This window comes from Larkinella soli (assembly GCF_003703975.1).
Classification (GTDB): Bacteria; Bacteroidota; Bacteroidia; order Cytophagales; family Spirosomataceae; genus Larkinella; species Larkinella soli.
The window spans coordinates 1-25,317 of the sequence record NZ_QTJY01000004.1 but is presented as its reverse complement, the minus strand read 5'-3'; the positions used below and the strand labels follow the sequence as shown (position 1 = coordinate 25,317).

General features: G+C 52.6%; 16 protein-coding genes and 1 riboswitch. Of the genes, 13 read left to right on the top strand and 3 right to left on the bottom strand.

What is annotated here, in order from left to right:
* Positions 1-40: 40 nt before the first annotated feature.
* The gene (locus DX909_RS11790) at positions 41-2,437 is read right to left on the bottom strand and encodes a TonB-dependent receptor (RefSeq protein WP_128545385.1); all 2,397 of its coding nucleotides are present in this window, start codon (positions 2,435-2,437) and stop codon (positions 41-43) included.
* 110 nt (positions 2,438-2,547) lie between these two features.
* Positions 2,548-2,645: riboswitch (TPP riboswitch) on the bottom strand.
* Between the two features lie 130 nt (positions 2,646-2,775).
* On the opposite strand from DX909_RS11790, the gene DX909_RS11785 reads away from it, so the two are divergent.
* The 6 genes from DX909_RS11785 to gldJ all read left to right on the top strand — a co-directional run bounded on the left by DX909_RS11785 (position 2,776) and on the right by gldJ (position 10,157).
* On the top strand, positions 2,776-3,717 hold the full coding sequence (locus DX909_RS11785) for a ring-cleaving dioxygenase (protein WP_128545384.1): 942 nt from the start codon (positions 2,776-2,778) through the stop codon (positions 3,715-3,717).
* A gap of 113 nt (positions 3,718-3,830) precedes the next feature.
* On the top strand, positions 3,831-4,496 hold the full coding sequence (locus tag DX909_RS11780; protein WP_128545383.1) for an alpha/beta hydrolase: 666 nt from the start codon (positions 3,831-3,833) through the stop codon (positions 4,494-4,496).
* Between the two features lie 12 nt (positions 4,497-4,508).
* Positions 4,509-4,805: a muconolactone Delta-isomerase family protein gene (locus tag DX909_RS11775; protein WP_128545382.1), complete on the top strand. Its 297-nt coding sequence runs from the start codon at positions 4,509-4,511 to the stop codon at positions 4,803-4,805.
* Positions 4,806-5,243: a barstar family protein gene (locus DX909_RS11770; RefSeq protein WP_128545381.1), complete on the top strand. Its 438-nt coding sequence runs from the start codon at positions 4,806-4,808 to the stop codon at positions 5,241-5,243.
* 147 nt (positions 5,244-5,390) lie between these two features.
* Entirely contained in the window at positions 5,391-8,804 is a 3,414-nt protein-coding gene (gene mfd / locus DX909_RS11765) for a transcription-repair coupling factor (protein ID WP_128545380.1), read from the top strand.
* Between the two features lie 90 nt (positions 8,805-8,894).
* A complete protein-coding gene (gene gldJ / locus DX909_RS11760; protein WP_128545379.1) occupies positions 8,895-10,157 on the top strand; it encodes a gliding motility lipoprotein GldJ in 1,263 nt (420 codons plus the stop codon).
* A gap of 48 nt (positions 10,158-10,205) precedes the next feature.
* Here gldJ and DX909_RS11755 read toward each other — a convergent pair whose 3' ends face one another.
* Positions 10,206-10,916, bottom strand: a complete 711-nt coding sequence (locus DX909_RS11755; RefSeq protein WP_128545378.1) for a ComF family protein — start codon at positions 10,914-10,916, stop codon at positions 10,206-10,208.
* 155 nt (positions 10,917-11,071) lie between these two features.
* Here DX909_RS11755 and DX909_RS11750 point away from each other — a divergent pair, with 155 nt between their 5' ends.
* The 6 genes from DX909_RS11750 (at position 11,072) to DX909_RS11725 (ending at position 21,917) form a co-directional block, all read left to right on the top strand.
* On the top strand, positions 11,072-11,440 hold the full coding sequence (locus tag DX909_RS11750) for a hypothetical protein (RefSeq protein WP_128545377.1): 369 nt from the start codon (positions 11,072-11,074) through the stop codon (positions 11,438-11,440).
* Between the two features lie 130 nt (positions 11,441-11,570).
* The gene (locus DX909_RS11745; protein ID WP_128545376.1) at positions 11,571-15,065 is read left to right on the top strand and encodes a DUF4175 family protein; all 3,495 of its coding nucleotides are present in this window, start codon (positions 11,571-11,573) and stop codon (positions 15,063-15,065) included.
* Between the two features lie 178 nt (positions 15,066-15,243).
* Positions 15,244-17,106, top strand: a complete 1,863-nt coding sequence (mnmG, locus tag DX909_RS11740) for a tRNA uridine-5-carboxymethylaminomethyl(34) synthesis enzyme MnmG (RefSeq protein ID WP_128545375.1) — start codon at positions 15,244-15,246, stop codon at positions 17,104-17,106.
* Positions 17,107-17,110: 4 nt separating this feature from the next.
* Positions 17,111-18,001, top strand: a complete 891-nt coding sequence (locus DX909_RS11735) for a class I SAM-dependent methyltransferase (RefSeq protein ID WP_128545374.1) — start codon at positions 17,111-17,113, stop codon at positions 17,999-18,001.
* Positions 18,002-18,060: 59 nt separating this feature from the next.
* Complete coding sequence (locus DX909_RS11730; RefSeq protein ID WP_128545373.1) at positions 18,061-19,665, top strand: Ig-like domain-containing domain; 1,605 nt, start codon at positions 18,061-18,063, stop codon at positions 19,663-19,665.
* Positions 19,666-20,132: 467 nt separating this feature from the next.
* A complete protein-coding gene (locus DX909_RS11725; RefSeq protein WP_128545372.1) occupies positions 20,133-21,917 on the top strand; it encodes a tetratricopeptide repeat protein in 1,785 nt (594 codons plus the stop codon).
* Positions 21,918-21,948: 31 nt separating this feature from the next.
* On the opposite strand, the gene thrC is transcribed toward DX909_RS11725, so the two are convergent.
* The gene (thrC, locus tag DX909_RS11720; RefSeq protein ID WP_128545371.1) at positions 21,949-23,253 is read right to left on the bottom strand and encodes a threonine synthase; all 1,305 of its coding nucleotides are present in this window, start codon (positions 23,251-23,253) and stop codon (positions 21,949-21,951) included.
* A gap of 159 nt (positions 23,254-23,412) precedes the next feature.
* On the opposite strand from thrC, the gene pruA reads away from it, so the two are divergent.
* Positions 23,413-25,044, top strand: coding sequence for an L-glutamate gamma-semialdehyde dehydrogenase (gene pruA, locus DX909_RS11715; RefSeq protein ID WP_128545370.1), 1,632 nt, complete (start codon positions 23,413-23,415; stop codon positions 25,042-25,044).
* Positions 25,045-25,317: the final 273 nt, after the last annotated feature.

The following is a 25,317-nucleotide window of genomic DNA, read 5'->3' as shown; positions in this document are numbered from 1 at the left end:
GAAAAAGCCGGGTCGCTGAAGCGACCCGGCTTCTTCGTTTTCAGAACCGGATGTGCAACCCGGCGAGAAAGTTTCGGCCGGCCTGCGGGTAATAATAATTCTCGGTCGTATTGCGGCCTTCGGCAATATAGCTGAAGCTATAGCCGTTCGACTCGTAGCGTTCGTTCAGCACGTTGTTCAGCAGGATTGTGAACGTCAGCTCGTTCATGAATCGGGGCTTCAGGGTGTAGATGACCCGGATGTCGTTGACGAAGTAAGGGTCCAGTTTACGGCCCTCGTTCGAAGTGTTGTCCAGATACTGCTTCCCAACGTATTTCGATAACAGACCTACCTCCAGGCCCTTCACGGGTGTATACAGGAGCTGCGAGCCGGCGATGAGGTCCGGGGAAAAGCTGATGTCGGTTTCCCGGTATGACCGGCTCTGCTGCTCGCCGGTATCGTAATTATCGACATACTCCGTAAAGTTCTTCACCTTGTTGCGGCTGAAGGTCGCGTTGACGTTCCAGCGGAGGGCTTTCGCCAGCAGCGCCCCGGCTTCGAGTTCGATCCCCGCCCGATAGCTGTCGGGAATATTGACGCGGTTATAGGCTCCTACGTCATTGATCTGGCCCGTCAGTACCAGTTGATTGCGGTATTTCATGTAGTAGCCGTTGGCCGTAAAGGCCAGCCGGTCGGTGCCGGTTTTATAGCCGGCTTCCCAGTCGTAGAGCGTTTCGGCTTTCGGGCGGCTGGCCGGGGTCGACTGGGTGTAGTCGTCCCGGTTCGGCTCCTTGTTGCCGACGCCGTAGGAAGCATACACCGAGCTTCGGTCGTTGAGTGTATAGGTCAGACCGGCTTTGGGGTTGAAAAAGACCAGCTGGTCGTCCTGCTGCACGTTCCGAAGCTGGTTGTCGAAGCCCAGAAAGCTGTAATCGACGGTTCGGACCTGCAAATCTACATAGGCATTCAGCTTCGGCGTAAACTGGTAAAATGCCTTGCCGTAGAGGTTAAAGTCGGTTTTGGTGGCGTCGTTGTCGTAATACCGCTGGCGGATGCTGCCTGTGCTCGCAAACTGCGCCCAGATCACTTCGCCGAAGTGTTTGCCCTGATACCGGTTCCAGCCCCCGCCGAGGTTGGCCGTCAGTTTGCCGTAGCTGTTGTAATCGATCGAGAAAACCCCGCCGTAGAAGTCGTTGTCAAGCCACCGGCGCCGAACCAGGTCGGTCTGGCGGATGGTCGAATCGCGGATGACGACCGGCGGTAGGCCGTAGTCGGCCAGGTCGTCGTCTTCCCGGAACTGCTCGTAGTAGCCTTTCCCTTTCGTATAGTGCAGAGAGGCATTCAGCCGCCAGTTTTTACTCAGCTCCGTCGAAGAGATCAGCTGATAATGATCCTGCTGGTAGTTATCGGTTTCATTGTCGTAGGTATACGGGTTGAAGGTCCGGTTGGTTTTCAGTAGGTTTTCCGGCACCCCGCCCCACGACTGATAGGTCCGCTCCTGGCCCGAGAATACATTGAGCCGGATAAAGCTTTTGCTGGTGTAATATCCTCCGGAAACATAAAATGACTTGAGATTGGAAGATGCCCGGTCGATGTAGCCGTCGGAGACCACCCGGGAGAGCCGCGCATCGACCACGAAATGGTTGTTCAACAGCCCGGTCCCGGCCAGAATGTTGGTTTTCAGGGTATTGAACGAGCCGGCCGACACGTTGCTTTCCGCATAGGCTTCCTTCTGGAGCGAATTGGTCTGCACGTTGACCGTAGCTCCGAACGCCCCCGCCCCGTTGGTGGAGGTCCCGACGCCCCGCTGCACCTGAATGCTGCTTACGGAGGAGGCAAAATCCGGCATATTGACCCAGAACGTGCCCTGCGACTCGGCATCGTTGTAGGGAATGCCGTTCAGGGTCACGTTGATCCGGGTGGCGTCGGAGCCGCGAATGCGGATGCCGGTATACCCGACGCCGGCGCCGGCGTCGGAGGTGGTCACCAAAGATGGCGTAAAATTGAGCAGGAACGGCAAATCCTGGCCGAGATTCAGCTTTTTAAGGTCTTTTCGGGTCACGTCCGTATAGGCGACGCCGGATTTCTGGTTAGCCCGTGTAGCGCTGACCACCACCTCATCCATCACCACGACGCTTTTGGCAAGCGTCACGTTCAACACCGCATTCTGACCGACCTCCACTGACTGCTGCACCGGCTCGAAGCCCAGCAACGACACCCGGACCTGCACCGGACCCGGTTTCAGGCTGGTCAGCCGGTAGGCACCTGCGGCATCGGTGAACGTTCCCTTGTAGGTTCCTTCGAGCGTCACGGCGGCTCCGGGCAGCACCCCGCCTTCCGCATCCTTCACCGTTCCCGAAAGGGTAAATTGCGCCCAAACCGGCCCGCAAAGCTGCAACAGAACCATCGTCAGGGTAACCAGACAGACATACTTTCTCCAGGTCGTATCTTTTTTCATAATGAATAAAAGGCTACGATAGGCAAGGGGCGACCCTATCTTCGGTTAAAATCCAGTTGTATATTGAAAAACACGGTCCGTCAGGATTATTTTTATCCCCCGCGTCAGCGGTCCGACCGTCATACATTTCCCTTCGCCGGCATTACCCGGATCAGGTTCAATGGGTATAATCTCAGCCCGTTATATTAGGGCACCCCTGTATAAGATTAGGTCACAAAGATACGATTATTTGATGCCATAAGAATTGAACGAAAATTTTATTTTCAATGTATATACATTAAATGTAATTACACTTAAATTTGCCAAACATTTTCCCACGCATTCAAATTGATACGATTATGGAAACCCTCATCAATGGCTTACACCATGTTACTGCCCTGGCCGGCGATGCCCAGCAGAACGTCGAATTTTATACCCGGATTCTGGGCCTGCGGCTGGTCAAACGGACGATCAACTTCGACGCGCCGGATGTTTACCACCTCTACTATGGGGACGAAGCGGGTTCGCCGGGTACCATCCTGACCTTCTTCCCGTACGGAAGCCGCCTGCCGCGGGGCCGGAAGGGTGGGGGACAGCTGACCTATACGGCTTTTTCCATCCCGTCAGCTTCGCTCAACTACTGGATCGACCGCCTGCGGCAGCATAACATTCCCTTTGCCGGACCTTACCAGCGGTTCAGCGAAACCTACCTGCGGTTCGATGATCCGGACGGCATGGGTGTTGAACTGGTGACGAGCGATGACGACCGGCGGACGGGCTGGGTCGGCGGGTCGGTTCCGGCCGAACATGCCGTCCGGGGCTTCCATACCGTATCGCTGAACGAATTCAAAGTCGACAATACCGTCAAACTGCTGACCGATTGGATGGGCCACACGCTCGTCGCGGAGGAAGAGGGTCGGTTCCGGTTCAGCGCTGGCGTCGGCGGTCCCGGCAATTTTGTGGATGTCCTGCATGCCCCGAACGACGTGCGCGCGCACCAGGGAGCCGGTTCCGTCCACCACGTTGCTTTTTCGACCGACACCGACGATACGCAGCTGGCGATTCACGAGCGACTGCTGGATGCGGGTTTCAACGTGACGCCGGTGCAGGACCGAAATTATTTCCACAGCATTTATTTTCGGGAGCCGGGCGGTATTCTGTTCGAAGTAGCCACCAACCCGCCGGGCTTCGCCGTCGACGAACCGGTTGCGGAGTTGGGCAAAACACTTAAATTACCGCAGTGGTACGAACCCCGGCGTGCGCAGATCGAGGGCGCGCTGCCGAAAATCGAAGTTTTTTAACGGAATACTCAAACTCTTTTACCCCCAGCCCCTGGAGGGGAGTTTGCTTCTCCTTTTAAGCTTTCCTTCAGGTGCTGGGGGTAAACGGGATTGGGGGTTAATATAGAAGGCATATGATCCATAACCCAAATAATTTCATTACGGCCGGCAAACCGCTGGAAGAAGCCGGAAAAGTGATGGTCATGGTACATGGCCGGGGCGGGTCGGCGCAGGACATCCTGTCGCTGTCCCAATACATCGAGGACGACGAATTTGCCTTTGTCGCTCCCCAGGCGGCCCAGAATACCTGGTACCCGCACTCTTTCCTGCGGCCGGTCGAGGAGAATGAACCGAACCTGTCGTCGGCGCTGCAGGTACTGACGATGCTGCGGGCCCGGCTGCAATCGGACTACAATTTCAAACCGCCCCAGATCTACTGGCTGGGTTTTTCGCAGGGCGCCTGTCTGGCGCTGGAGTTCGTGGCCCGCAATGCCATGCCCTATGGGGGGATTTTCGGCCTGAGTGGTGGTCTGATCGGCCCGCCGGGTACGCCGAGACTGTATGAAGGGGAGTTTGAGGAAACGCCGGTTTTTCTGGGCTGCAGCGACATCGACCCTCACATTCCGAAAGAACGCGTCATCGAGTCGGAGGGCGTCTTCCGGGCGCTGGGCGCGGAGGTGACGATGAAATTATACCCGAATTTTCCACATTCCGTCAACGAAGATGAGCTGAAGATTGTTAATCAGTTAATTGCCGGTTCACCGACTTCAGGAGCCGCTGTCCGGGAGTTGTACTCATAAACTTCTGTTTGTATGAGCCAGTACATGGTAGAGTTCGATCTTCCGCAGGAAATGACGGAAGACTTCCTGATGAAAATACCGCTCCAGCGGCTGAAAGTAAACGAACTGATGGAGAACGGAAAGCTTCTTTCCTATGCGTTGTCCATTGACCGGCACCGGCTGTGGTGCGTGGTCAAGGCGCAGACGGAGGTGGAAGTGATGGAAATCGTCTCGGAATTTCCGCTGATCAGCTACATGGACCCCACCGTTACGGAACTGATGTTCAATAATGTCGTTTCTTTGCGGGTTCCTTTATTTTCGCTGAATTAAATGGCCAATTTCAAATTTATTGAATCGAAAGAAGATCTGAAGGCATTTGCCGGCTTCCGGATGGCGGAGATCGATGGGGAGAAGGCACGGACGATGAAGGAGTTTTTCGGGCAGATCGCCCGGGCGCTGGATTTTCCGGAGGAATTCGATCATAGCCTGGAATCGCTCGATGACCTGCTGAACGATTTAAGCTGGCTCGAAGAAGACCGTATCCTGTTATTCATTTCCCATTCCGATGCGTTTCTGAGCCAGGAAAAAAACCGGGACAAAATTACGGAAGTATTTAATTTACTGGATATTACGGCAGAGGACTGGAAGTGGGTGGATGACGAAGTAGAAGCGGAAAGTCCCCGCGAATTCGTAATTCTGATCGAGCCGAGCCAGCAGTTGACCACCCTGTTCGATCAGGAAGGCATCGCCTACGAGCCGATCGCTTAATTTTGCAACAAAATCAAAAGGAGGGGTGTTACTTCTCTGACCTATGCCGCATGGAAAACCCTTCCCTGCGGCTTTTAGTGTTATTCTGCTCCTGTTTCCATACACACCGAACACACCTGAATTGTCACACATTCACTGCCTTTTACATTGAAAGTAACTGAATTACTTAGCCTGTATACCGAGGATAGCTTTATCCGGATCATTGGTGAACAGTTCCAGCAGCCGAGCGGGGGAGAACCGGTCCGGATTCAGTTGAAAGGAGTTGCCGGCAGTCTCGATGCCGTTCTCGCAGCCGCCGTCTATCGCCTGAATCCCGGCACTCATCTCTTCGTCCTCAGCGACAAGGAAGAAGCCTCCTATTTTTATAACGATCTGCAGAACCTGCTGGGCCAGGACGTCCTGTTTTTCCCGATGTCCTACAAAAAACCGTATCAGTACGAGGAAATCGAGAACGCCAACGTGCTGATGCGGGCCGAGGTCCTGAACAAGCTGAATGCGGCTTCGAAAACGGGGGCGCTGATCGTCTCTTATCCCGAAGCGCTGTCGGAGAAGGTGATCAACAAACGCTCGCTGCGGGCCAATACCCTCTCGGTCCGGATCGGCGACCGGCTCGATTCCAACTTCATCAACGAGCTGCTCAACAGCTACGACTTCGAGAAAACCGACTTTGTCTACGAAGCCGGGCAGTTCTCCATTCGCGGGGGCATTATCGACGTCTTCTCCTTCGCCAGCGAATTTCCCTACCGGATCGAGCTTTTCGGAGACGAGGTCGACAGCATTCGGACCTTCAACCCGGAATCGCAGTTATCCACCGACCCTGTAGACAGCATCAGCATCATTCCCAACATCGAGAACAAGCTGATTCATGAAATCCGGGAGCCTTTTCTGGAGTTTCTGCCCGAAACGGCGACGCTCTGGTTCAAGGATGTGGAGCTTACGCTCGAAATCATCGAGAAAAGCTTCGAGAGAGCCGAGCAAAGTCTGGCCGGCATCATGGGCGGCAGCGGAGGCATTCAGGTGGTGTCGGATCCCAACGCTCTGTTCGAAACCCGGCGGGGGCTGCTCAATCAGATCAAATCGTTCCGGACGGTGGAATTCGGCCGGCGGTTTTACTTCAAGGCGAAAAAGAAGGGGCCGGAAGCCGATTCAAACGGCGAGGATACTTCCGCACCGGCCACCCTCCGGACGCAGCAGTACTCCTCGAAAGCACAGCCCTCCTTCAATAAGGATTTCAAGCGCCTGGTCGAGAATCTCGGCGAAAACCAGGGCAAAGGTTACACGAACATCATTGCGGCCGAATCCTACAAACAGCAGGAACGGCTGAATACCATCTTCGAGGAACTGGACCCGTTCGTCAAGTTCCAGCCGCTGCCTGTTTCCCTCCGGGAGGGCTTCGTCGACGAGCAGCTGAAGATCGTCTGCTACACCGACCACCAGATTTTCGACCGCTATTATAAATACCGGGTCCGGGATAAATTCTCGAAATCCAAGGCGCTGACCCTCCGCGAACTGAAGACGCTCCAGCCCGGCGATTACGTCACCCACGTCGACCATGGTATCGGGCGGTTTGCAGGCATGGAGAAAGTCGACGTCGGCGGCCGGGAGCAGGAAGCCATCCGTCTGATCTACCGCGACAACGACGTGCTGCTGGTGAGCATTCACAGTCTGCACAAGATTGCCAAATATACCGGAAAGGAGGGCACCCCGCCCGTGATGAGCAAACTCGGCTCCCAGGAGTGGGAATTGAAGAAATCGCGGGTTAAGAAGCAGGTCAAGGACATTGCCAAGGAACTGATTTCCCTCTATGCCAAACGCCGGCAGGCGCCCGGCTTTTCCTTCTCCCACGACAGTTTCCTTCAGGCCGAACTGGAATCCTCCTTTATTTATGAGGACACGCCCGACCAGGCTAAAGCGACCACGGACGTGAAGGCCGACATGGAACAGGCCCACCCGATGGACCGGCTGGTGTGCGGAGACGTCGGTTTCGGGAAAACGGAAGTGGCCATCCGGGCGGCCTTCAAAGCCGTTGCGGACAACAAGCAGGTGGCCATTCTGGTCCCGACCACGATCCTGGCGATGCAGCATTTTCATACGTTTTCCGAGCGGCTGGCCAATTTCCCGGTCAAGGTCGAATACATCAACCGGTTCCGCTCGACGGCCCAGATCAAAGAGACGCTCAGGCGGGTGGAGTCGGGTGAAACCGGCATTCTGATCGGGACGCACCGGATCGTGAACAAAGACGTCAAGTTCAAGGACCTGGGGCTGCTGGTGGTGGATGAAGAGCAGAAGTTCGGGGTAAAAACGAAGGAACGGCTGAAGGAAATGCGCTTCAACGTGGACGTGCTGACCCTGACGGCAACACCCATCCCGCGCACGCTGCACTTCTCGCTCATGGGCGCCCGCGACCTCTCCGTGATCGCCACGCCCCCGCCGAACCGCCAGCCGGTAACGACGGAGGTCCACGTATTTAACGAGGCCCTGATCCGCGACGCCGTCAGCTACGAAATCCGGCGCGGAGGTCAGGTGTTTTTCGTGCATAACCGGGTCAACGACATCGAATCTCTGGCCAACCTGATCATCCGGCTGGTTCCGGACGCCCGCGTGACGGTCGCCCACGGGCAGATGGAAGGGGAGCGGCTGGAACGGGTCATGACCAAATACATCGAGGGTGATTACGACGTGCTGGTTTCGACCAACATCATCGAATCCGGCCTGGATATTCCGAACGCCAATACGATCATCATTCACCAGGCGCATATGTTCGGGCTGTCGGACCTGCACCAGATGCGCGGTCGGGTAGGGCGGTCCAACAAAAAAGCCTTCTGTTATCTGCTGACCCCGCCGGTTTCGAACATCACGACCGACGCCCGCAAGCGCCTGCAAACGCTGGAAGACTTTTCCGAACTGGGCGAAGGCTTCAAGATCGCCATGCGCGACCTCGACATCCGGGGCGCGGGCAACCTGCTGGGGGCCGAACAGAGCGGTTTTATCAACGATCTCGGTTTTGAAATGTACCACCGGATTCTGGACGAAGCCGTCCAGGAACTGAAGGAAACCGAGTTCAAAAATCTCTTCATGCCCGACGAGGACGCCGTCCGCAGTCTTCAGTTGCCGGACACGCTGATCGAGACCGATCTGCAGGTGCTGATTCCGGAAGCGTATGTAGCCAACATTTCCGAAAGGCTGTCGTTGTATAATCAGCTGGACAACATCCGGACCGAGCAGGAACTGGAGACGTTCCGGCGGGGAATGGTCGATCGGTTCGGGCCGCTTCCCGAAGAAGTCGAAAACCTGATCAAACTGGTGACTGTCCGCTGGAAAGCAGAGCGTTTACAACTCGAAAAATTGACGCTGAAGAATAATATCCTGAAGGGAACGTTCGTTTCTTCTGGGAATGACGAATTCTTTAATTCCGGCCAGTTTGGCAAAGTAATTGATTACGTGAAGAAAAATCCGGCCAAATGCTCATTGAAGGACCTGAAGGGCAAGCTCGTGCTGACGCGACAGGAGGTGGATACGGTCGATGAGATGAACGAAATTCTGAGTCAGATGCTGGGCTGACGAACCAAAACCGGCTTCCCGGTTCCGAATGGTCTGGGAAGTTTGACCGACAAACTATAACTTTGAACTTCTATTAGTTACGTTATCACAATGAATCAACATCAACCGTTACGCTCGATTGTCTATCTGCTGGCGTTTATGGCGTTATTAGGCGCCTGTAAATCCAAACGCCCGACCAGTGTGAACCCTGGAAAGAAGAGTACGGCCACCGGTATCGGGTACAACCAGGAGAGCGGGTTTCAGGTAGCGAAGTACAGAGGGCAGTCTGCCGGTCCGAACCTTGTGTTTATCGAAGGCGGCCGGTTCACGATGGGTGCCCTGGAGGAGGATGTGATGAATTCCCGGGATAACCGCGAACGGACGGTCAGCATTCAGTCGTTCTATATGGACGAAACCGAAATCGCCAACATTCACTATCTCGAGTATCTGGATGCCATTCAGCGGGACTCTTCCGAGGAATTCTACAAGGCGGCCCTTCCCGATACCAACGTCTGGACGAACCCGCTTTCCTACAATGACCCCTATGTAACCCAATACCTGCGCTTCCCCGGTTTCCGGTATTATCCGGTCGTCGGTGTATCCTGGGTGCAGGCCAACGACTACAGTATCTGGCGGACCAACGCCGTCAATGCCAACCTGGCGAAAGGCGGTGGACAGAAGCAGAAAAAAGGGTTCTCCCTGAAACGCAAGAAAAAAGGCGAAGAAGCGCCGGCCGCCGAAGGCGAGCAGGTAGCTAAAAACTCACAGACGACCTACGCCATGGAAAGCGGCAACATTCTGCCGAACTACCGCCTGCCGTCGGAGGCCGAGTGGGAGTATGCCGCCAAAGCCATGATCGGTACGCAGTATATCGACGAAAACCAGTCGAACCAGCGGATTTATCCCTGGGACGGTTCCTCGGTCCGCAACTCGAAAAAAGGCCGGAAGCAGGGCCAGATGCTGGCGAACTTCAAACGCGGTCGTGGTGACTATGCCGGTATCGCCGGAAAATCCAACGATGCGGCCATCATCACCGCCGAGATCTACGAATATCCGCCGAACGACTTCGGTCTTTACAACATGGCCGGCAACGTGAACGAGTGGGTGTATGACGTCTACCGTCCGCTGTCTTATCAGGATGTGAACGACCTGAACCCGCTGCGCCGGAACGGCTACCTCGACGAGGAGAAAAACTACGATACGAAGAACATGAACTCGGTGATCAACGACAAGCTCCGCGTCTACAAAGGCGGTTCCTGGTCGGATGTCGCCTACTGGCTGGCTCCGGGAACGCGCCGGTTTATGGATCAGGATTCGGCTACGGCTACGATCGGCTTCCGCTGCGCAATGATCGCCGGCGGTCGCAACAAATAATTCACCGGTCGGCCCAGGTCATACCGGTTTCGGATAGCGGCTACCTGCTCAGCGGGTAGCCGCTATCGTTATAATCCCTACCGACCGACAATTGGAGGCCAGTAAGGCGGTCGTACAGGCCTCCAGTGTCGCTCCGGTAGTCAGGACGTCATCGACAAGCAGAATGCGCTTATTTTCGATGAAATCGGCCTGCATCACGCTGAAGACGGAACTGACGTTCCGCCATCGGTTCAGACGATCTTTGCCGGTCTGGCTGACGGTAAAGTGGTTTCTTGCCAGAACCCGGTCGCTCCACGGTATTTCGAGGACTTCGGACAGGCCCCGGGCGAACCAGTCGCTCTGGTTATACCCTCGCTGCCGATGCCGGGCCGGATGCAGCGGAACGCCGACGATCAGGTCGATTTGATGCTGTAGTTCACATTCGGTTCGGAGCTGATGTCCATACCAGCGACCGAGCAGGCTGCCCAGTTCTTTTTTGTTGCGGTATTTCAACTGGTGAATTAATCGCTGCGTGCGGCTTCCCTTGGCGAAATACAGATACGAATAGACAAACGTTACCGGCACTTTCCCGGCAAATTTGTTTTCGCCCGTTGTCGGAGCCATCCCCCGGTGCTGTCCGGTTTCGGGCAGGTCGAGCCGGCAGTGGGTACAGACGAATTCCTCCTGTTCCTGAAGAACGCGGTCGCACAGCAGACAGGGATTCGGGTAAAACAGATTTAGGAGGTCATCGAACGACCTCTTGATTAATTTTCCAATCATTTTCACGAACTTAAATAACCGAACCGTCGGCACGGATTGTTTTAGGAGAGGATGCAGCGAACCCGCCAAAATTCTCCTCTTTACGATATGAATTTGTGACGCCGGAAAACGTTTAAAGTCATATAAGCGGGTGACTTTTTTTCTTTTTCAAAATCATGATTACCGAAGAAATAGAACAGGACTGGGAGCGAGTGCTGGATTACCTCCAGGAAGCCATCGGAAAGCGCCCAACCGATTTAAATAGTGTCCTTTTTCTGGTTGGGGTTCAGGAACTGGGCAACGGAGCTAAATTTTTCACGAAAGAACAGAAACAGGATCTGATGCACGTCGGCATCTGCAAGGTGCTCAGTCTTTCGGGTTATTATCAATTGTCGGGGACCGATCAGGACGGGTGGCCCCACTGGCAACTGGTACGGAAGCTGCCCTATGTCGATTTGCTGACCCAGGAAAATCTGCTTAAGCTCCATGTCGTAAAGTATTTCAGTGAATACATGGGTCCTCTCGGGTCAAACGAACAGGTCTGAGGCCCTTCAGATAAAAAAGTGCAACGATATTTTTCGTTACCTCATCGGATAAAGCGGCCCATTTTGTATCTTGATTAGGTTTTACAGGTATGATTGTCAGAGCAGTATCAACATTTTTACGAATACACCAATGCAGATGAATGAATCGATTCAAACGCTGCTGCTGCGTATTGCAGAATATCGGAGAAAATTTTATCTGAATCAGATTGCCAAGGGTGCCATTTTCTTCATCGCGTTTACGCTCTCGGTCTACCTGGTCATGAATACGGCGGAGTTTTTCGGCCGGTTCAGTTCACCGGTCCGGGCGGCTCTTTTCTTCGGATCGCTCGGGATTCTCGGGTTCGCCCTGTTCCGCTGGATCATCAATCCGCTGATTCATCTGTACGGCATCGGAAAGTCCCTGAGCAACGAGGAAGCGGCCCAGCAGATCGGGACGTATTTTCCCGAGATAGGGGATAAGCTGCTGAATACCCTTCAGCTCCGGGCGCTTTCCCGGCAGCAGAGCGACCTGCTCGAAGCCAGTCTGAACCAGCGATCCAGACAACTGCTGATCGTGCGGTTTGCCGATGCGATTCAACTCAATCAAAACCGGCGGTTCGTCAAATTTGCCCTTATCCCTGCCCTGGTCATCGGTGGATTGCTGCTGCTTTATCCGCCCTTCCTGACCAGCACTTCCAATAGGATAATTCGGTATGATGAGGAGTTTGCCGAAGAGGCACCGTTCCAGTTCCTGCTTCGCAATAGGAAATTGCAGGCCTTCCGGAATGAGGATTTTACTCTGGTACTTCAGCTTCAGGGACAGGTGCTGCCTCAGGATGTTTATCTGGTTTCCAATAATACCCGGTTCAAGCTGAACAATGCCGGTAAAGGCACGTATTCCTACACCTTCGACAACGTTCAGCGGAACATTCCCTTCCGGTTTGAAGCCGCGGGCTATAAGTCCTCCTTATATGAACTTTCTGTCCTGGATCGGCCCGGTCTCTTATCATTCGATGTGAGCCTGGTCTATCCGGCGTATCTCAATAAGCCTTCCGAGCAGTTATCCAATGCCGGAAATATGCTGGTTCCGGAAGGCACGATCGTCACGTGGCGGTTTTCGGCCACCAATACGGATTCCGTGCTGGTGCGTTTCGGCACTGATTCCCGGCCGATGGTGGCGGAGAAACATTCGGCCGACGAGTTCGAATTTACCCGTACGGCGAAGCGGTCGTCTTCCTATTCGGTTTCTTTGAAGAACCGGGTGGCCGCCAGCCGGGACAACATCCAGTATACACTCAACGTAGTTCCGGATAAGTTTCCGCAGGTTTCTCTGGAGAACTTCCGTGATACGACCTTTTATAATTACGTGATGCTGGGCGGCACGATTACGGACGATTATGGTTTCTCTAATCTGAAAGTTCAGTACAAAGTCATTCGGGCCGGCCAGAACCCTCCGGATAAATTCATTGCCCGAACCATTCCCTTTAATCGGTCGGCCGCCACGCAGAATTTCTATTACCAGTGGGGTCTCGACAGCCTTAAAATGCAGCCGGGAGACCGTCTCGAATATTTTGTGCAGGTATGGGACAACGACGCCGTCAACGGCTTTAAAAGCGCCCGGTCTACCTTTGCCCAATTTGCCGTTCCGGATCGTAGTAAGCTGGAAGCCGACGCCGAGAAGTCGGCCGAGAAGACCGAGAGCCAGATCAGCAAAACGCTTTCCAAGGCTCAGCAACTTAAGCGGGATCTGAACACGATGGAAAACCGCCTGCAAACCAAGAAAAATCTGGATTATCAGGATAAAAAGCAGGCGGAAGAATTGCTGAAGAAGCGGGAGGAACTGATGCAGGAACTGAAGGAACTTCAGGAACAGAACAAGGTCAACAACGAGCGGCAGCAACGATTCAGTAACCAGAATCCGGAGTTGCTTCAGAAGTTCGAGCAGCTTCAGAAACTCATGAACGATCTGATGGACCCTGAAACCCAGAAGCTCTATGAAGAACTGAAGAAGATGCTCGACCAGAAACAGGATGAGCGAATGATCGATATGCTCGATCGACTGAAGAATAAAGAGAAGAACCTGGAGAAGGAACTGGAGCGTGCCCTTGAGCTTTTCAAACAGCTGCAGATGGACCAGAAGATGGAAAATACCATCAAGGAGCTGGAAAAACAGGCCGAAAAGCAGGACAAACTTGCTGATCAATCGAAAGAGAAGGCTCCTAAAGAAGAGAGTCAATCCTCGAAAAAAGACAGCACGAATTCCAAGAAAGACGATAAACAAGCGGCAAAAGAAGATCCGAATGCCAAAAAAGACGATTCTGACGGCAAAAAAGACGAAAATGCCGGTGATAATAAGGAGCAGAATAAAGACAATAAAGAGAATTCTGATTTATCTAAGGAGCAGGAGCAGCTGAATAAGGAATTCGAAAAGACGAAGGAGGATTTAAAGGAGATTGAAAAGATGGCCGAGGAGATGAAAGACGGCGAAAAACCGGACACCCGGCAGGATCTTCAAAAGGATATTAGTGAACAGCAGCAGCAAAGCCAGCAGCAACTGAATCAGAAGCAGAACAATAAAGCTTCTCAGTCTCAGAAGAATGCGGCTAAACAGATGAAGAATCTGAGCCAGCAGCTTCAGCAGCAGATGGAGTCCCAGGAGATGGAGGAGTCGCAGGAAAATATGGATGATCTTCGTGACATCCTCGAAAACCTGATTCAGCTTTCCTTTGATCAGGAGCGTGTCATGAAAGATTTTAAGGCGGTTTCTCTGCAGGATCCCCGGTTCGTGAAACTGGCCCAGGAACAGTTGAAGCTGCAGGACGACGCTAAAATCATTGAGGATAGCCTTTATGCGCTGGCCAACCGCGTTTTGCAGATTCAGTCGTTTGTCACTCGCGAGTTGAACAATATGAAAGGGTACATGGATGAAAGTGTCAAATATATCCGGGAACGCCGGCTTAACGTGGCTACTGCCAAACAACAATTTGCGATGACTTCCATAAACAATCTGGCCTTAATGCTTAGCGACGTTTTCAAGCAGATGCAGGAACAAATGAGTCAGATGTCTATGTCTGCTTCCGGAAAAGGCAAGAAAAAAGGCAAGAACCAGAGTATGGGAATGGGAGAGATGCAGAAGAAGCTCAATCAGCAGATGCAGCAGCTTATGCAGCAGCTTATGCAGCAGCAGGGCCAGCAGATCGGTAAGGGCGGCCGCGGAATGTCTGAAGAACTTTCCCGTCTTGCAGCTGAGCAGGCCATGATCCGAAAAATGCTGAAAGAACTTCAGGATACTCAAAAAGGTACGGAATTGGGCAAGAAGCTGGGTAACGAAATGCAGGAGCTGATGAACAAGATGGATGAAACGGAAACGGATTTGGTTAACAAACGGGTCAATCAGAACACCATCAACCGTCAGCAGGAGGTTTTGACACGTTTGCTTGAATCTGAAAAAGCGATGAAGGAACAGGAGGAGGATATGCAGCGGAAAGCGGAAACGGCAAAACCGGTTATGCGAAAACCACCTCCGCAATATGAGCAGTTGGTTAAGGATAAGCAGAAGCAGGTTGAATTGCTTCGTTCCGTTCCACCAGATTTTTCTCCATTTTATAAACAGGAGGTGGATTCTTACATGAAAAAGTTAAGATAAGGGATCAGGGGCTTCGGCCCCTTTTCTTTTTGAATCATTTCATTTCTCTCCATGTTGAATAAAATAACCGAAATCTTTCAGACTTCTTTATTTTATTAATTTTGTATCTACTTTTTTCATAGCTGAGAAATGTTTCCACGTGGAACATTTTTTCAAACTATGCGAAACCCAAAAATATATGTTTAATAAGTACAATGTCATTGTCATCGGGGCCGGCCATGCCGGTTGTGAAGCAGCTGCAGCCGCAGCCACAATGGGCTCTTCGGTGCTGCTGATTACGATGAATATGCAGACCATTGCACAAATGTCGTGTAATCCGGCAATGGGTGGAGTTGCCAAAGGACAAATTGTGCGGGAGATTGATGCGCTGGGAGGACGATCAGGAATCATCAGTGATAAATCGATGATTCAGTTCAGGATGCTGAACCGATCGAAAGGCCCGGCCATGTGGAGTCCGCGCTGCCAGAGTGACCGAATGATGTTTGCCGCCGAGTGGAGAAAGCACCTGGAGGAAACGCCCAACATTGATTTCTGGCAGGACACGGCAAAAGAATTGATCGTAAAAAACAAAAAAGTGGTAGGCGTGAAAACGGAAATGGGAATGGAGATCCAGGCCCAAACCGTAGTGCTCACCAACGGCACCTTCCTGAATGGCCGCATTTTTATAGGCGAAAAAACGTTTGGAGGAGGAAGGACCGCCGAGCGGGCCGCCACTGGTTTGACCGAACAACTGGTCCAGCTGGGCTTCGAATCCGGACGAATGAAAACCGGAACTCCGCCCCGAATCGATGGCCGTAGTTTAAATTACAACCGCATGGAAGCCCAGCCCGGCGACGACCAGCCCGGTAAATTTTCCTACCTCGACACTCCGGCTTTGATGAAACAAAGAAACTGCTGGATTACCTACACCAACGAGGAAGTGCATGAAATCTTAAGGACTGGGTTTGAAAGATCGCCCATGTTCACCGGCCGAATTAAAGGGCTGGGGCCGCGCTACTGCCCCTCGGTGGAGGATAAAATCAACCGGTTTGCCGACAAAGACCGGCACCAGATCTTTGTAGAACCGGAAGGCTGGGATACTGTAGAAGTGTATGTCAACGGCTTCTCAACCTCTCTGCCGGAGGACGTACAGATCAATGCCCTGCGCAAAATATCCGGCTTTGAAAATGCCAAAATGTTTCGTCCAGGCTATGCCGTGGAATATGATTACTTCCCGCCGACCCAGCTGAAGCAAACCCTCGAAACCCAACTGATCGACGGCCTGTTTTTCGCCGGCCAGATCAACGGAACCACCGGGTATGAAGAAGCAGCGTGCCAGGGCCTGATGGCCGGTATCAATGCCCATAACAAAGCGAAAGATTTAGGTGAATTCACCTTAAAGCGTTCGGAAGCCTACATCGGTGTCCTGATCGACGACCTGATCACCAAAGGGACGGAAGAACCGTACCGGATGTTTACGTCCAGAGCCGAATACCGTACGCTTCTACGTCAGGATAATGCCGATCTCAGGCTGACGGAAAAAGGCTATGGAATCGGCCTGGCTTCCCAGGAGCGGTATGAACGGATGCAGACAAAGAGAGCAGGAGTCCACGAAATTCTGGAAGAACTGAAAAGGATGCGGGTAAATCCGGAGGAGGTGAATGGTTTGTTGGAGTCGTTGGGAAGCGCCCCGATTCGTGAGAAAACGTCCCCCTACCATATCCTGAAACGGCCGGAAATGAACCTGGAGGAGTTACAAAAACTGGGTGAAACCGTAACCGGATACCTAAGCCGGTTCGACCAGGAGACCATGGAAGAAGCGGTCATATCCGTGAAGTACGAAAGCTACGTGGAGAAAGAACAGCTACTGGTGGAGAAAATGGAGAAGCTCGAAAACCTGTCGATCCACCCCCAATTCGATTATGATCGTCTGGCCGCATTATCATTTGAAGGACGCGAAAAACTGAAACGGGTCCGTCCTCAAACCATCGGTCAGGCTTCCCGGATCAGCGGGGTGAGCCCGTCCGATATCTCAATTCTGATGGTGTATTTAGGTCGTTAACCGTATGTCGACTGAGCAACTAACGGAATGTCCGGTCTGCGGAAATCATGGCTTTTCACATTGGCTTACCTGTAAAGACTTTCTGGTTTCGGAGCAGGAATTTACGATTCAGGCTTGTCAGAAATGCGGCTTTAAAGTAACCAGCCCCCGGCCGGCACCGCAGGAAATCGGCCAGTATTATCAGTCCGAACAGTATATTTCACATAGCGATACCCGGGAAGGATTGGTTAGCCGGCTCTATCATTCGGTCCGAAATATTACCGTCCGACAGAAGGTATCCTTGATTGGAAAGCTTGTTCCGACGCCGGGACGATTGCTGGATATCGGCTGCGGGTCCGGCTATTTTCTCCAAGAAGCCGCCCGGGAAGGGTGGAGCATTCACGGAGTAGAACCGGATCAGAGCGCCAGACGGCAGGCGGAGGAACGTACGAAAATGCCGATCGTTCCTTCCATTGATCAACTGGAATTAATCCAGCCGGTGGACGTGATTACCATGTGGCACGTGCTGGAGCACGTCCATTCGTTGTCCGAAACACTGGAATGGATGAGAGCCCATACGGTTCAGAAAGGCTACGCGGTGATTGCCGTTCCCAACCACCTGTCGTGGGATGCAGAGCAATACCGCCAGTATTGGGCGGCTTACGACGTTCCACGGCACCTATACCATTTCACGCCGGCGCATATGGAATCCCTGCTGCAACGGTATGGGTACCGACCGGCCGGCCGTCGTCCGATGTGGTTCGATGCCTTTTACGTGAATTTGCTCAGTACTAAAAACCGTGACGGAAAACCGGCCTACCTTGAAAGTTTCTGGAACGGATTTCGTTCTAATTGGGCGGCCCAAAGAAACGGTGGAAATTATTCGAGCCTGATTTATATCGCTCAGGCGCACTGAAACAAACCATTTTTCACGGCCCTGATATCTTCCTATTCAGGGTTTTTCGTTGCCAGAAAATGAAACAGGCACTGCTACTATTCGCTCTTATCCTCGTTTTTCTCAATTCCTGTTCTCAGTACGCAGCCCCGATCGGCGGTAAAAAAGATACGCTGGCACCCGTCCTGGTCAAGAGCATGCCGGTAAATAAACAGAAGAATTTTGACGGCCGGACCCTCGACCTGACCTTCAATGAATACATTCGGGTGGAGAACCCGAACCAGAAAATTTTGATAACCCCCGAGCCGGAAGCGCCCTTTAAATACCGGGCCAGGCCGAACAGCCTCCGCCTGATTTTCGACAAACCATTTAAGGAAAATACAACCTATACCTTCAACTTTTCCGATGCCGTCAAGGATGTAACGGAGAATAATCCGACCACCGATCTGAAGCTCGTGTTCAGCACCGGCAGTACGATCGACTCACTTCGGGTAGGGGGGAAGGTTACGGATATTCAAACCGGTCAGCCCGTGCTGAATACCCTGGTCGGCCTGTATATTCCAACCGATACGCTGACACCGACCAAAATAAAGCCCTATTACTTCACGCGCACCGATAGTTCCGGCAACTTTTTGATCGAAAACGTGAAGGACGGCCGGTATAAAATTTACGCTTTTGATGACAAAAACCTCAACCTGACCCTGAATCCGGCCACCGAAAAGGTCGCCTTTCTGAAACAGGATGTACTGCTTGCCGCAAACATCGATACCTTAAAGCTAACGTTGTTTCCCTACTACAATACTCCTCCACGTTCTGTCCGGACCGAGCAGCGGGTCACGACTTATACCTACATTTTCGACCGTGGAATCGAATCCTTTACCGTCAAATTCTCGAATCCTCAGGACAGCATTCCCGCCTATTTCCGAACCCCAACTGAGCTGACTTTTTTTAACGGTAAAGCCTCGACCGATACCATTCGGGTTCAACTGACGGTTACCGACTCCCTAAAAAATACCTCCGAACTCAGCCAGCGGTTCCGGTTTCGTACTCCCACACGGCGTGAAAATCCGGACCCGGTAACCTTCACGGCCAGGCCTGCGAACAGTGAAGACGTTGACCGAAACCTCCGCGTCGAACTAAAATTCAATAAGCCGATCCGAGGGATTACTGCTGACTCCATCCAGATCATCAGCGACAGCACGACCCGCCAGATCGTAACCGCTCAGGATTATAAATGGGATGAAAACCAAACCCGGTTCATTCTGACCAAAGCCACCAACACCCGGAGCCGGGTGGAGATCCGCCTGGGAAAGGGTGCCTTCATCAGCGTCCTGAACGACTCGACGGCCGCCGGCATTCTGAGCTATAACCTGCGTGATCCGGAACGGTATGGAACGCTGTCGGGTCGGATCAACACTTCTGCCCGCCAGCTCATCATCGAACTGCTCGATGATGAGTTCAAGGTCATCGACCGTCAGTTGAACAACCCGAGCTACCGGTTCACGATGATCAAGCCGGGGAAATATCGGATACGGGTCATCATCGATGAGAATGGAAACGGTCGATGGGACAGCGGCAATCTCACGGAGGGCCGTCTCCCTGAACCCATCTTTTTCCACAATACCCGCCCTGTCTCCATCAAGGCCAATTTCGACATCAGCGACATCAATGTGGATGCCTTGTAAAAAGGTCAATTCTAAATTAAAAAAGCACAAACTTTTCGTGGATAAGTCGGTGGATAAGTGGAAATATCCTGTGTATAGTTTGTGAAAAGACGGGACTGTCGCGGTGGAGAAATTTGGGGCCTGTGTGGATAAACGTTTTTCTCCGGTGGATACGTTTAAAAATAGGGCATTTTCCACAAGCCGTCCAGCCGGAAATCAACATGTGGAAATGTAGAGAAGTGAGCCTGTGGAAATGTGCTCAATAAGTATTCAAAATCCACAATGGTGTGTTGATAAGTAAAAAATATGCTGTAAATCAGTATATTACATGTGGATAACTATTTTGAACCTGTGGATAAGACACTTTACCTTTCCACATTTTATGAACAAAAGTGTGAATAAAAAACTTGTCCACATATCCACAGGCAACTATTCCTCTATTTCTTTATTTTTAAGTTAAAAAAGATAAAATGAAAAAGGTTATTGGGATGTTGGCAACACTACTGATACTTGGGTGGTCGGTAGCTGTTGCTCAGGAAGGCCCCGAGCTGGCCGAGGAATACTTCAAGAAAGGGGAATTCGAAAAAGCCTATACCATCTACCAGCGACTCCTTAAAAACGACGCCGGGAAGCAAATTGTTAACCGGTATGTGGAAAGCGCCGTCAAATTGAATAAAATCGGTGAAGCCGAAAAGGTCATCCGGCGGCTGGTGAAAACCGAAGACCGGAATCCGTATGTGTTCCTGCAGGCAGGCATTCTGGAGGAAAGCCGCAAGGATTCGGCTAAAGCGGAGGATTATTTCAATAAGGCGATCTCCGTGGCAGGCAATAATGTTCCGGCCCTGGCGGAGCTCTCCCAGGACTTTGCCGAGAAGGTGAAGCATGACTGGGCCATTAAAGCCCTCCGGAAAGCCCGTGAAGCCAGCAAAGATCCATTGGCCTACGCCGGAGAGCTGGCGCGGCTATACGGGGCCGTAGGCCAGAAAGAAAGCATGATCGATGAGTTGCTCCAGTGGGGGCTGATTCCGGGCAACCGGGATAATGTACAGGCCACTCTGCAGGATAACCTGAAAGAAGCCGATCAGAAACTGCTGGAAACCGTCCTGTATAAAAAAGTGCAGGAGAGCCCCAATGAGATGTTCTATACCGAGATGCTCGTCTGGTACCTGACGCAGAAGAAGGATTTTTATAAAGCGTTTATTCAGGAAAGAGCCCTTGACAAGCGATTGAAGTTAACGGGGGTAAGAGTATACGATTTAGGTGCGGTCGCCCTTCAGAACAAAGATTATCGCAACGCAGCAGCCATGTTTGAGTATGTGGCGAAAGAGTATCCGCAGGGCCAGCTGTACCCGTTTGCCCGCCGGCTGGTGATCAAGGCCCGCGAGGAGCAGGTTAAGAACACGTATCCCGTCGATAATGCCGAGATCCGGAAGCTGATTGCCGATTACCAGAAAATGTTTCAGGAACTGGGTAAAAACAACCGAACCCTGGAAGCGCTGCGGAGTACGGCCAGTCTGTATGCCTTCTTCCTGAACGAGAAAGATACCGCCCTGACGATTCTGACCCTGGCTACCGATATCGGTAAAAACGAAAAAGGCTTCGTCGACCGCTGTAAACTGGACATGGGGGATATTTACCTGCTGAAGAGCGAACCCTGGGAAGCCACTCTGCTGTATTCACAGGTCGAAAAGTCCCAGAAAGAAGAGCCGCTGGGGTATGAAGCCAAGCTGAAAAACGCCCGGCTGCACTATTACAAAGGCGAATTTTCCCTGGCGAAGGAGATTCTGGACATTCTCAAGCAGGCCACGACCCGGGAAATTGCCAATGATGCCAGCGCCCTGAGCCTGCTGATCATGGACAACACGGGCCTGGACAGTACGGAAACCGCCATGCGGGAATATGCCGCCATAGACCTCATGTTGTTTCAGAACAAGGTGGATTCTGCCGCGATGCAATTGAGCCGTCTGTATACGAAATACCGCGATCACAGCCTGGCGGACGACATTCTCTGGCTGCGGGCCAATACCCTGCTGAAACAGAACAAAGTCGATGACGCCCTGCAGGACCTCCAGAAAATTACCGCCGACTACTCATTCGACGTCCTGGGCGACGATGCTCTGTTCCTGACGGCAAAAACCTTTGAGGAAAGCAGAAAAGACAAGCCGAAAGCCATGGAATTATATAACCAGCTGCTCCAGAAATACCCCGGGAGCATTTTTGGCGCCGAGGCCCGGAAACGATTCCGGCTCCTGCGGGGAGACGTCATCAACTAAAGAAAAGGCCCGCTTCCGGCGGGCCTTTTCTTTAGGCGGTCTGCATCAGATAATCCTTTATCTCGTCGAAGCCGACGCCCAGCCGGATGCTATGTTTCGGCCGGTTCATCAGTTCTTCCAGCGCCGGCGGTATTTCCACAGGGGTGTGGATAACTGACTCGACCAGGTCTTTAAACTTGGCCGGATGCGCCGTAGCCAGTGCTATTCCACAGGTATCTTCACCAGATTGTTGATAACGGCGTAATCCCAGATAACCGACGGCCGTATGCGGGCACATCACGTAACCGTACTGCCGGTAGACATCCAGCATGGCCTCCCGGGTCTGCCCATCGTCGAAGTAATATCCGCTCACGCTGGCTTTCAACTCCTCGAAACTATCGTCGAAAAGGTGGGTTAAACGGACAAAATTACTCGGGTTTCCCACATCCATCGCGTTAGAGATCGTTTCAATCGAAGGATTGGGCGTGTACGTACCGTTTTCGAGATAAGTCGGAACCGCCCGGTTCAGATTGGTCGAGGCTATGAAACGGTGAACCGGTAAGCCCATCTTGTGGGCCAGAACACCGGCGCTCAGATTGCCGAAGTTTCCACTGGGTGTGGAAAACACGACCGGTTTTCCATACTGCTTCACCTGACCATAAGCCCGCACATAGTAAAATCCTTGCGGGATCAGCCGGAAAATATTGATCGAGTTGGCGGAGGCAAGCCGTTGCTGCCGGTTCAGATCCGGATCGGCGAAAGCCATTTTCACGAGTGCCTGACAGTCGTCGAACGATCCGTCCACCTCGATGGCCGTGATGTTCCGGCCGAGCGTGGTCAGCTGTTTTTCCTGAAGCTCACTGACCCGGCCGCTCGGATACAAAATCGTTACTTTAATGCCTGGAACCCCCAGAAACCCCATGGCCACGGCCCCGCCGGTATCCCCGGAAGTGGCCACCAGGATATGCACCTCCTGACTGCTCTGCTCCAGAAAATACCCCATCATAGCCGCCATATACCGGGCACCCACATCCTTGAACGCCAGGGAAGGGCCGTGGAACAGTTCCAGAACGTGACTTTTACCGTTTTCCAGACCTACTACCGGGGTGTCGAAAGGAAACGCCCGGTGAACCAGGTCTTGTAGCTTCCCGGTCGGAATAGACGGGCCGAAAAGCGCCGAACTGACCTCAAAGGCGATGTCGGCCAGCGAGCCGTCGGAGATTCGCCGGAAGAAATCGGCGCCCATAAACGGAATTTTTTCCGGCATATACAGGCCCCGATCCTTTGGCATACTCCTCAGCAAAGCTTCTTCCATGGAAACCCGCAGGGAAGTATCGTTCGTACTGTAAAAATTCATAGCAGGTAGTTAAAAAATTGCCGCAAGTTACGAAAGCCCAAACCGTTAACCGAACAATTACCGGGATAAAAGCGAGAAACGGCCACCAGGCTACCGAAGGGAACCTAAACGCTTTCCTTTCAATTACCTATTTTAGCACACTTCAAAATCAACGAACGTATGTCCGCAGGCTTTTTTCAGGTACCGGTTCCCCACAATGAGCCGGTAAAAGAATACCGTCCCGGTTCGGAAGAGCGCGCCCGACTCAAAGCCGCCCTTACCGAAGCATCCTCTAAAACCGTCGATATTCCCATGTACATCGGCGGGGAGGAGGTACGAACCGAAACGCGAATCCCCTTGGTAGCTCCTCATAACCGTAAACAGGTACTGGCCCATTTTCACGAAGGAGACCAGACGCACGTCGAGCAGGCTATTACCGCAGCTCTGAATGCCCGGGAACAATGGGCCGGCCTCCCCTGGGAGCAGCGGGCCGGAATATTTCTTAAAGCCGCCGAATTGCTGGCCGGCCCATACCGCTACAAGGTCAATGCCGCCACCATGCTCGGCCAGTCGAAGAACGCCTATCAGGCCGAGATCGACTCCGCCTGTGAAATGATCGACTTCCTTCGGTTCAATGTACAATACATGACGGAGATCTACAGCCAGCAACCCCGGTCGTCCGCGGGCTACTGGAACCGGGAAGAATACCGTCCCCTGGAAGGCTTCGTCTTTGCTTTGACCCCATTCAACTTTACGGCCATTGCCGGCAACCTGCCCTCGGCCCCGGCCATGATGGGCAATACCGTCATCTGGAAACCGGCCACCCAGCAGATCTATTCGGCGCAGGTGTTGATGGAGGTTTTCCGGAAAGCCGGGCTGCCCGACGGAGTCATCAACCTGATTTATGTCGACGGTCCGCTGGCGGGAGATATTATCTTCAGACATCCCGATTTTGCCGGAATTCATTTTACCGGAAGCACGGGCGTCTTCCAGCAAATCTGGAAAACCATCGGTGAAAACATTCACCAGTATAAAAGCTATCCGAGAATCGTGGGCGAAACCGGCGGCAAGGACTTTGTGCTGGTTCATGAGTCGGCCGACCCGAAAGAAGTAGCAACGGCCCTCGTGCGGGGCGCTTTCGAATACCAGGGACAGAAATGTTCGGCCGCATCCCGGGCCTACATTCCGTCCAGCCTGTGGGAGCAGATCCGGGAGTATATCCTGGCCGATCTTCGGGAGATAAAAACCGGAACCGTCGAAGATTTCTCCAACTTTGTCAACGCCGTCATCGACGAAAGGGCCTTCGATAAGATCAGTAAATACATTTCCGAAGCCAAAAATGATCCGAGGGTCGAAGTCATCGCGGGCGGAACGTTCGATAAGACCGACGGCTTCTTCATCCAGCCGACCGTCCTGCTGGCCCGGGATCCGCAATATGTGACGATGTGCGAGGAAATCTTCGGCCCCGTCCTGACGGTATATATCTACCATCCGGATCATTTTGAGGAAACCGTTCAACTGGTAGATCAGACGTCACCCTACGCGCTGACCGGGTCATTATTTGCCAGGGACCGGTATGTTATCGAAGAAGTCTCCCAAAAGCTGGTGAATGCGGCCGGCAACTATTACATCAACGACAAACCGACCGGGGCGGTCGTAGGTCAGCAGCCGTTTGGCGGAGCCCGGGCCTCCGGGACGAATGATAAAGCCGGCTCTTCGTTGAATCTGTTGCGGTGGGTATCGGCCCGGGTGATCAAGGAGACTTTTGTCCCGCCCGTCGACTTCCGGTATCCCTTTATGGAGACCGAATAAGGCAGAAAATGTGTTTTGCACAGTTTCAATTGTGCCGTAAAAAGAAAATTGAATTTAAGGGGCTTTTTTCAGAAAAGGACTTGCGTTAAGCATTGGAAACCCCTATCTTTGCAGTCCCAAATCGATAAAACGGCTGGACGAAACCACGTTCAGCCACCGTTTTCCAAACGAGGAAAACACGTTCTTTGACAATCTGACCAAGATAAGTAAGAGTAAGGAACCTGCGTAAAAGTACAATTAGCATTTACAATGGAGAGTTTGATCCTGGCTCAG

Excerpts from the sequence above, each read along its gene's own strand:
- DX909_RS11790 (WP_128545385.1), bottom strand. The coding sequence starts at position 2,437 with ATGAAAAAAGATACGACCTGGAGAAAGTATGTCTGTCTGGTTACCCTG.
- DX909_RS11785 (WP_128545384.1), top strand. The coding sequence starts at position 2,776 with ATGGAAACCCTCATCAATGGCTTACACCATGTTACTGCCCTGGCCGGC.
- DX909_RS11780 (WP_128545383.1), top strand. The coding sequence starts at position 3,831 with ATGATCCATAACCCAAATAATTTCATTACGGCCGGCAAACCGCTGGAA.
- DX909_RS11775 (WP_128545382.1), top strand. The coding sequence starts at position 4,509 with ATGAGCCAGTACATGGTAGAGTTCGATCTTCCGCAGGAAATGACGGAA.
- DX909_RS11770 (WP_128545381.1), top strand. The coding sequence starts at position 4,806 with ATGGCCAATTTCAAATTTATTGAATCGAAAGAAGATCTGAAGGCATTT.
- gldJ (WP_128545379.1), top strand. The coding sequence starts at position 8,895 with ATGAATCAACATCAACCGTTACGCTCGATTGTCTATCTGCTGGCGTTT.
- DX909_RS11755 (WP_128545378.1), bottom strand. The coding sequence starts at position 10,916 with ATGATTGGAAAATTAATCAAGAGGTCGTTCGATGACCTCCTAAATCTG.
- DX909_RS11750 (WP_128545377.1), top strand. The coding sequence starts at position 11,072 with ATGATTACCGAAGAAATAGAACAGGACTGGGAGCGAGTGCTGGATTAC.
- DX909_RS11745 (WP_128545376.1), top strand. The coding sequence starts at position 11,571 with ATGCAGATGAATGAATCGATTCAAACGCTGCTGCTGCGTATTGCAGAA.
- mnmG (WP_128545375.1), top strand. The coding sequence starts at position 15,244 with ATGTTTAATAAGTACAATGTCATTGTCATCGGGGCCGGCCATGCCGGT.
- DX909_RS11735 (WP_128545374.1), top strand. The coding sequence starts at position 17,111 with ATGTCGACTGAGCAACTAACGGAATGTCCGGTCTGCGGAAATCATGGC.
- DX909_RS11730 (WP_128545373.1), top strand. The coding sequence starts at position 18,061 with ATGAAACAGGCACTGCTACTATTCGCTCTTATCCTCGTTTTTCTCAAT.
- DX909_RS11725 (WP_128545372.1), top strand. The coding sequence starts at position 20,133 with ATGTTGGCAACACTACTGATACTTGGGTGGTCGGTAGCTGTTGCTCAG.
- thrC (WP_128545371.1), bottom strand. The coding sequence starts at position 23,253 with ATGAATTTTTACAGTACGAACGATACTTCCCTGCGGGTTTCCATGGAA.
- pruA (WP_128545370.1), top strand. The coding sequence starts at position 23,413 with ATGTCCGCAGGCTTTTTTCAGGTACCGGTTCCCCACAATGAGCCGGTA.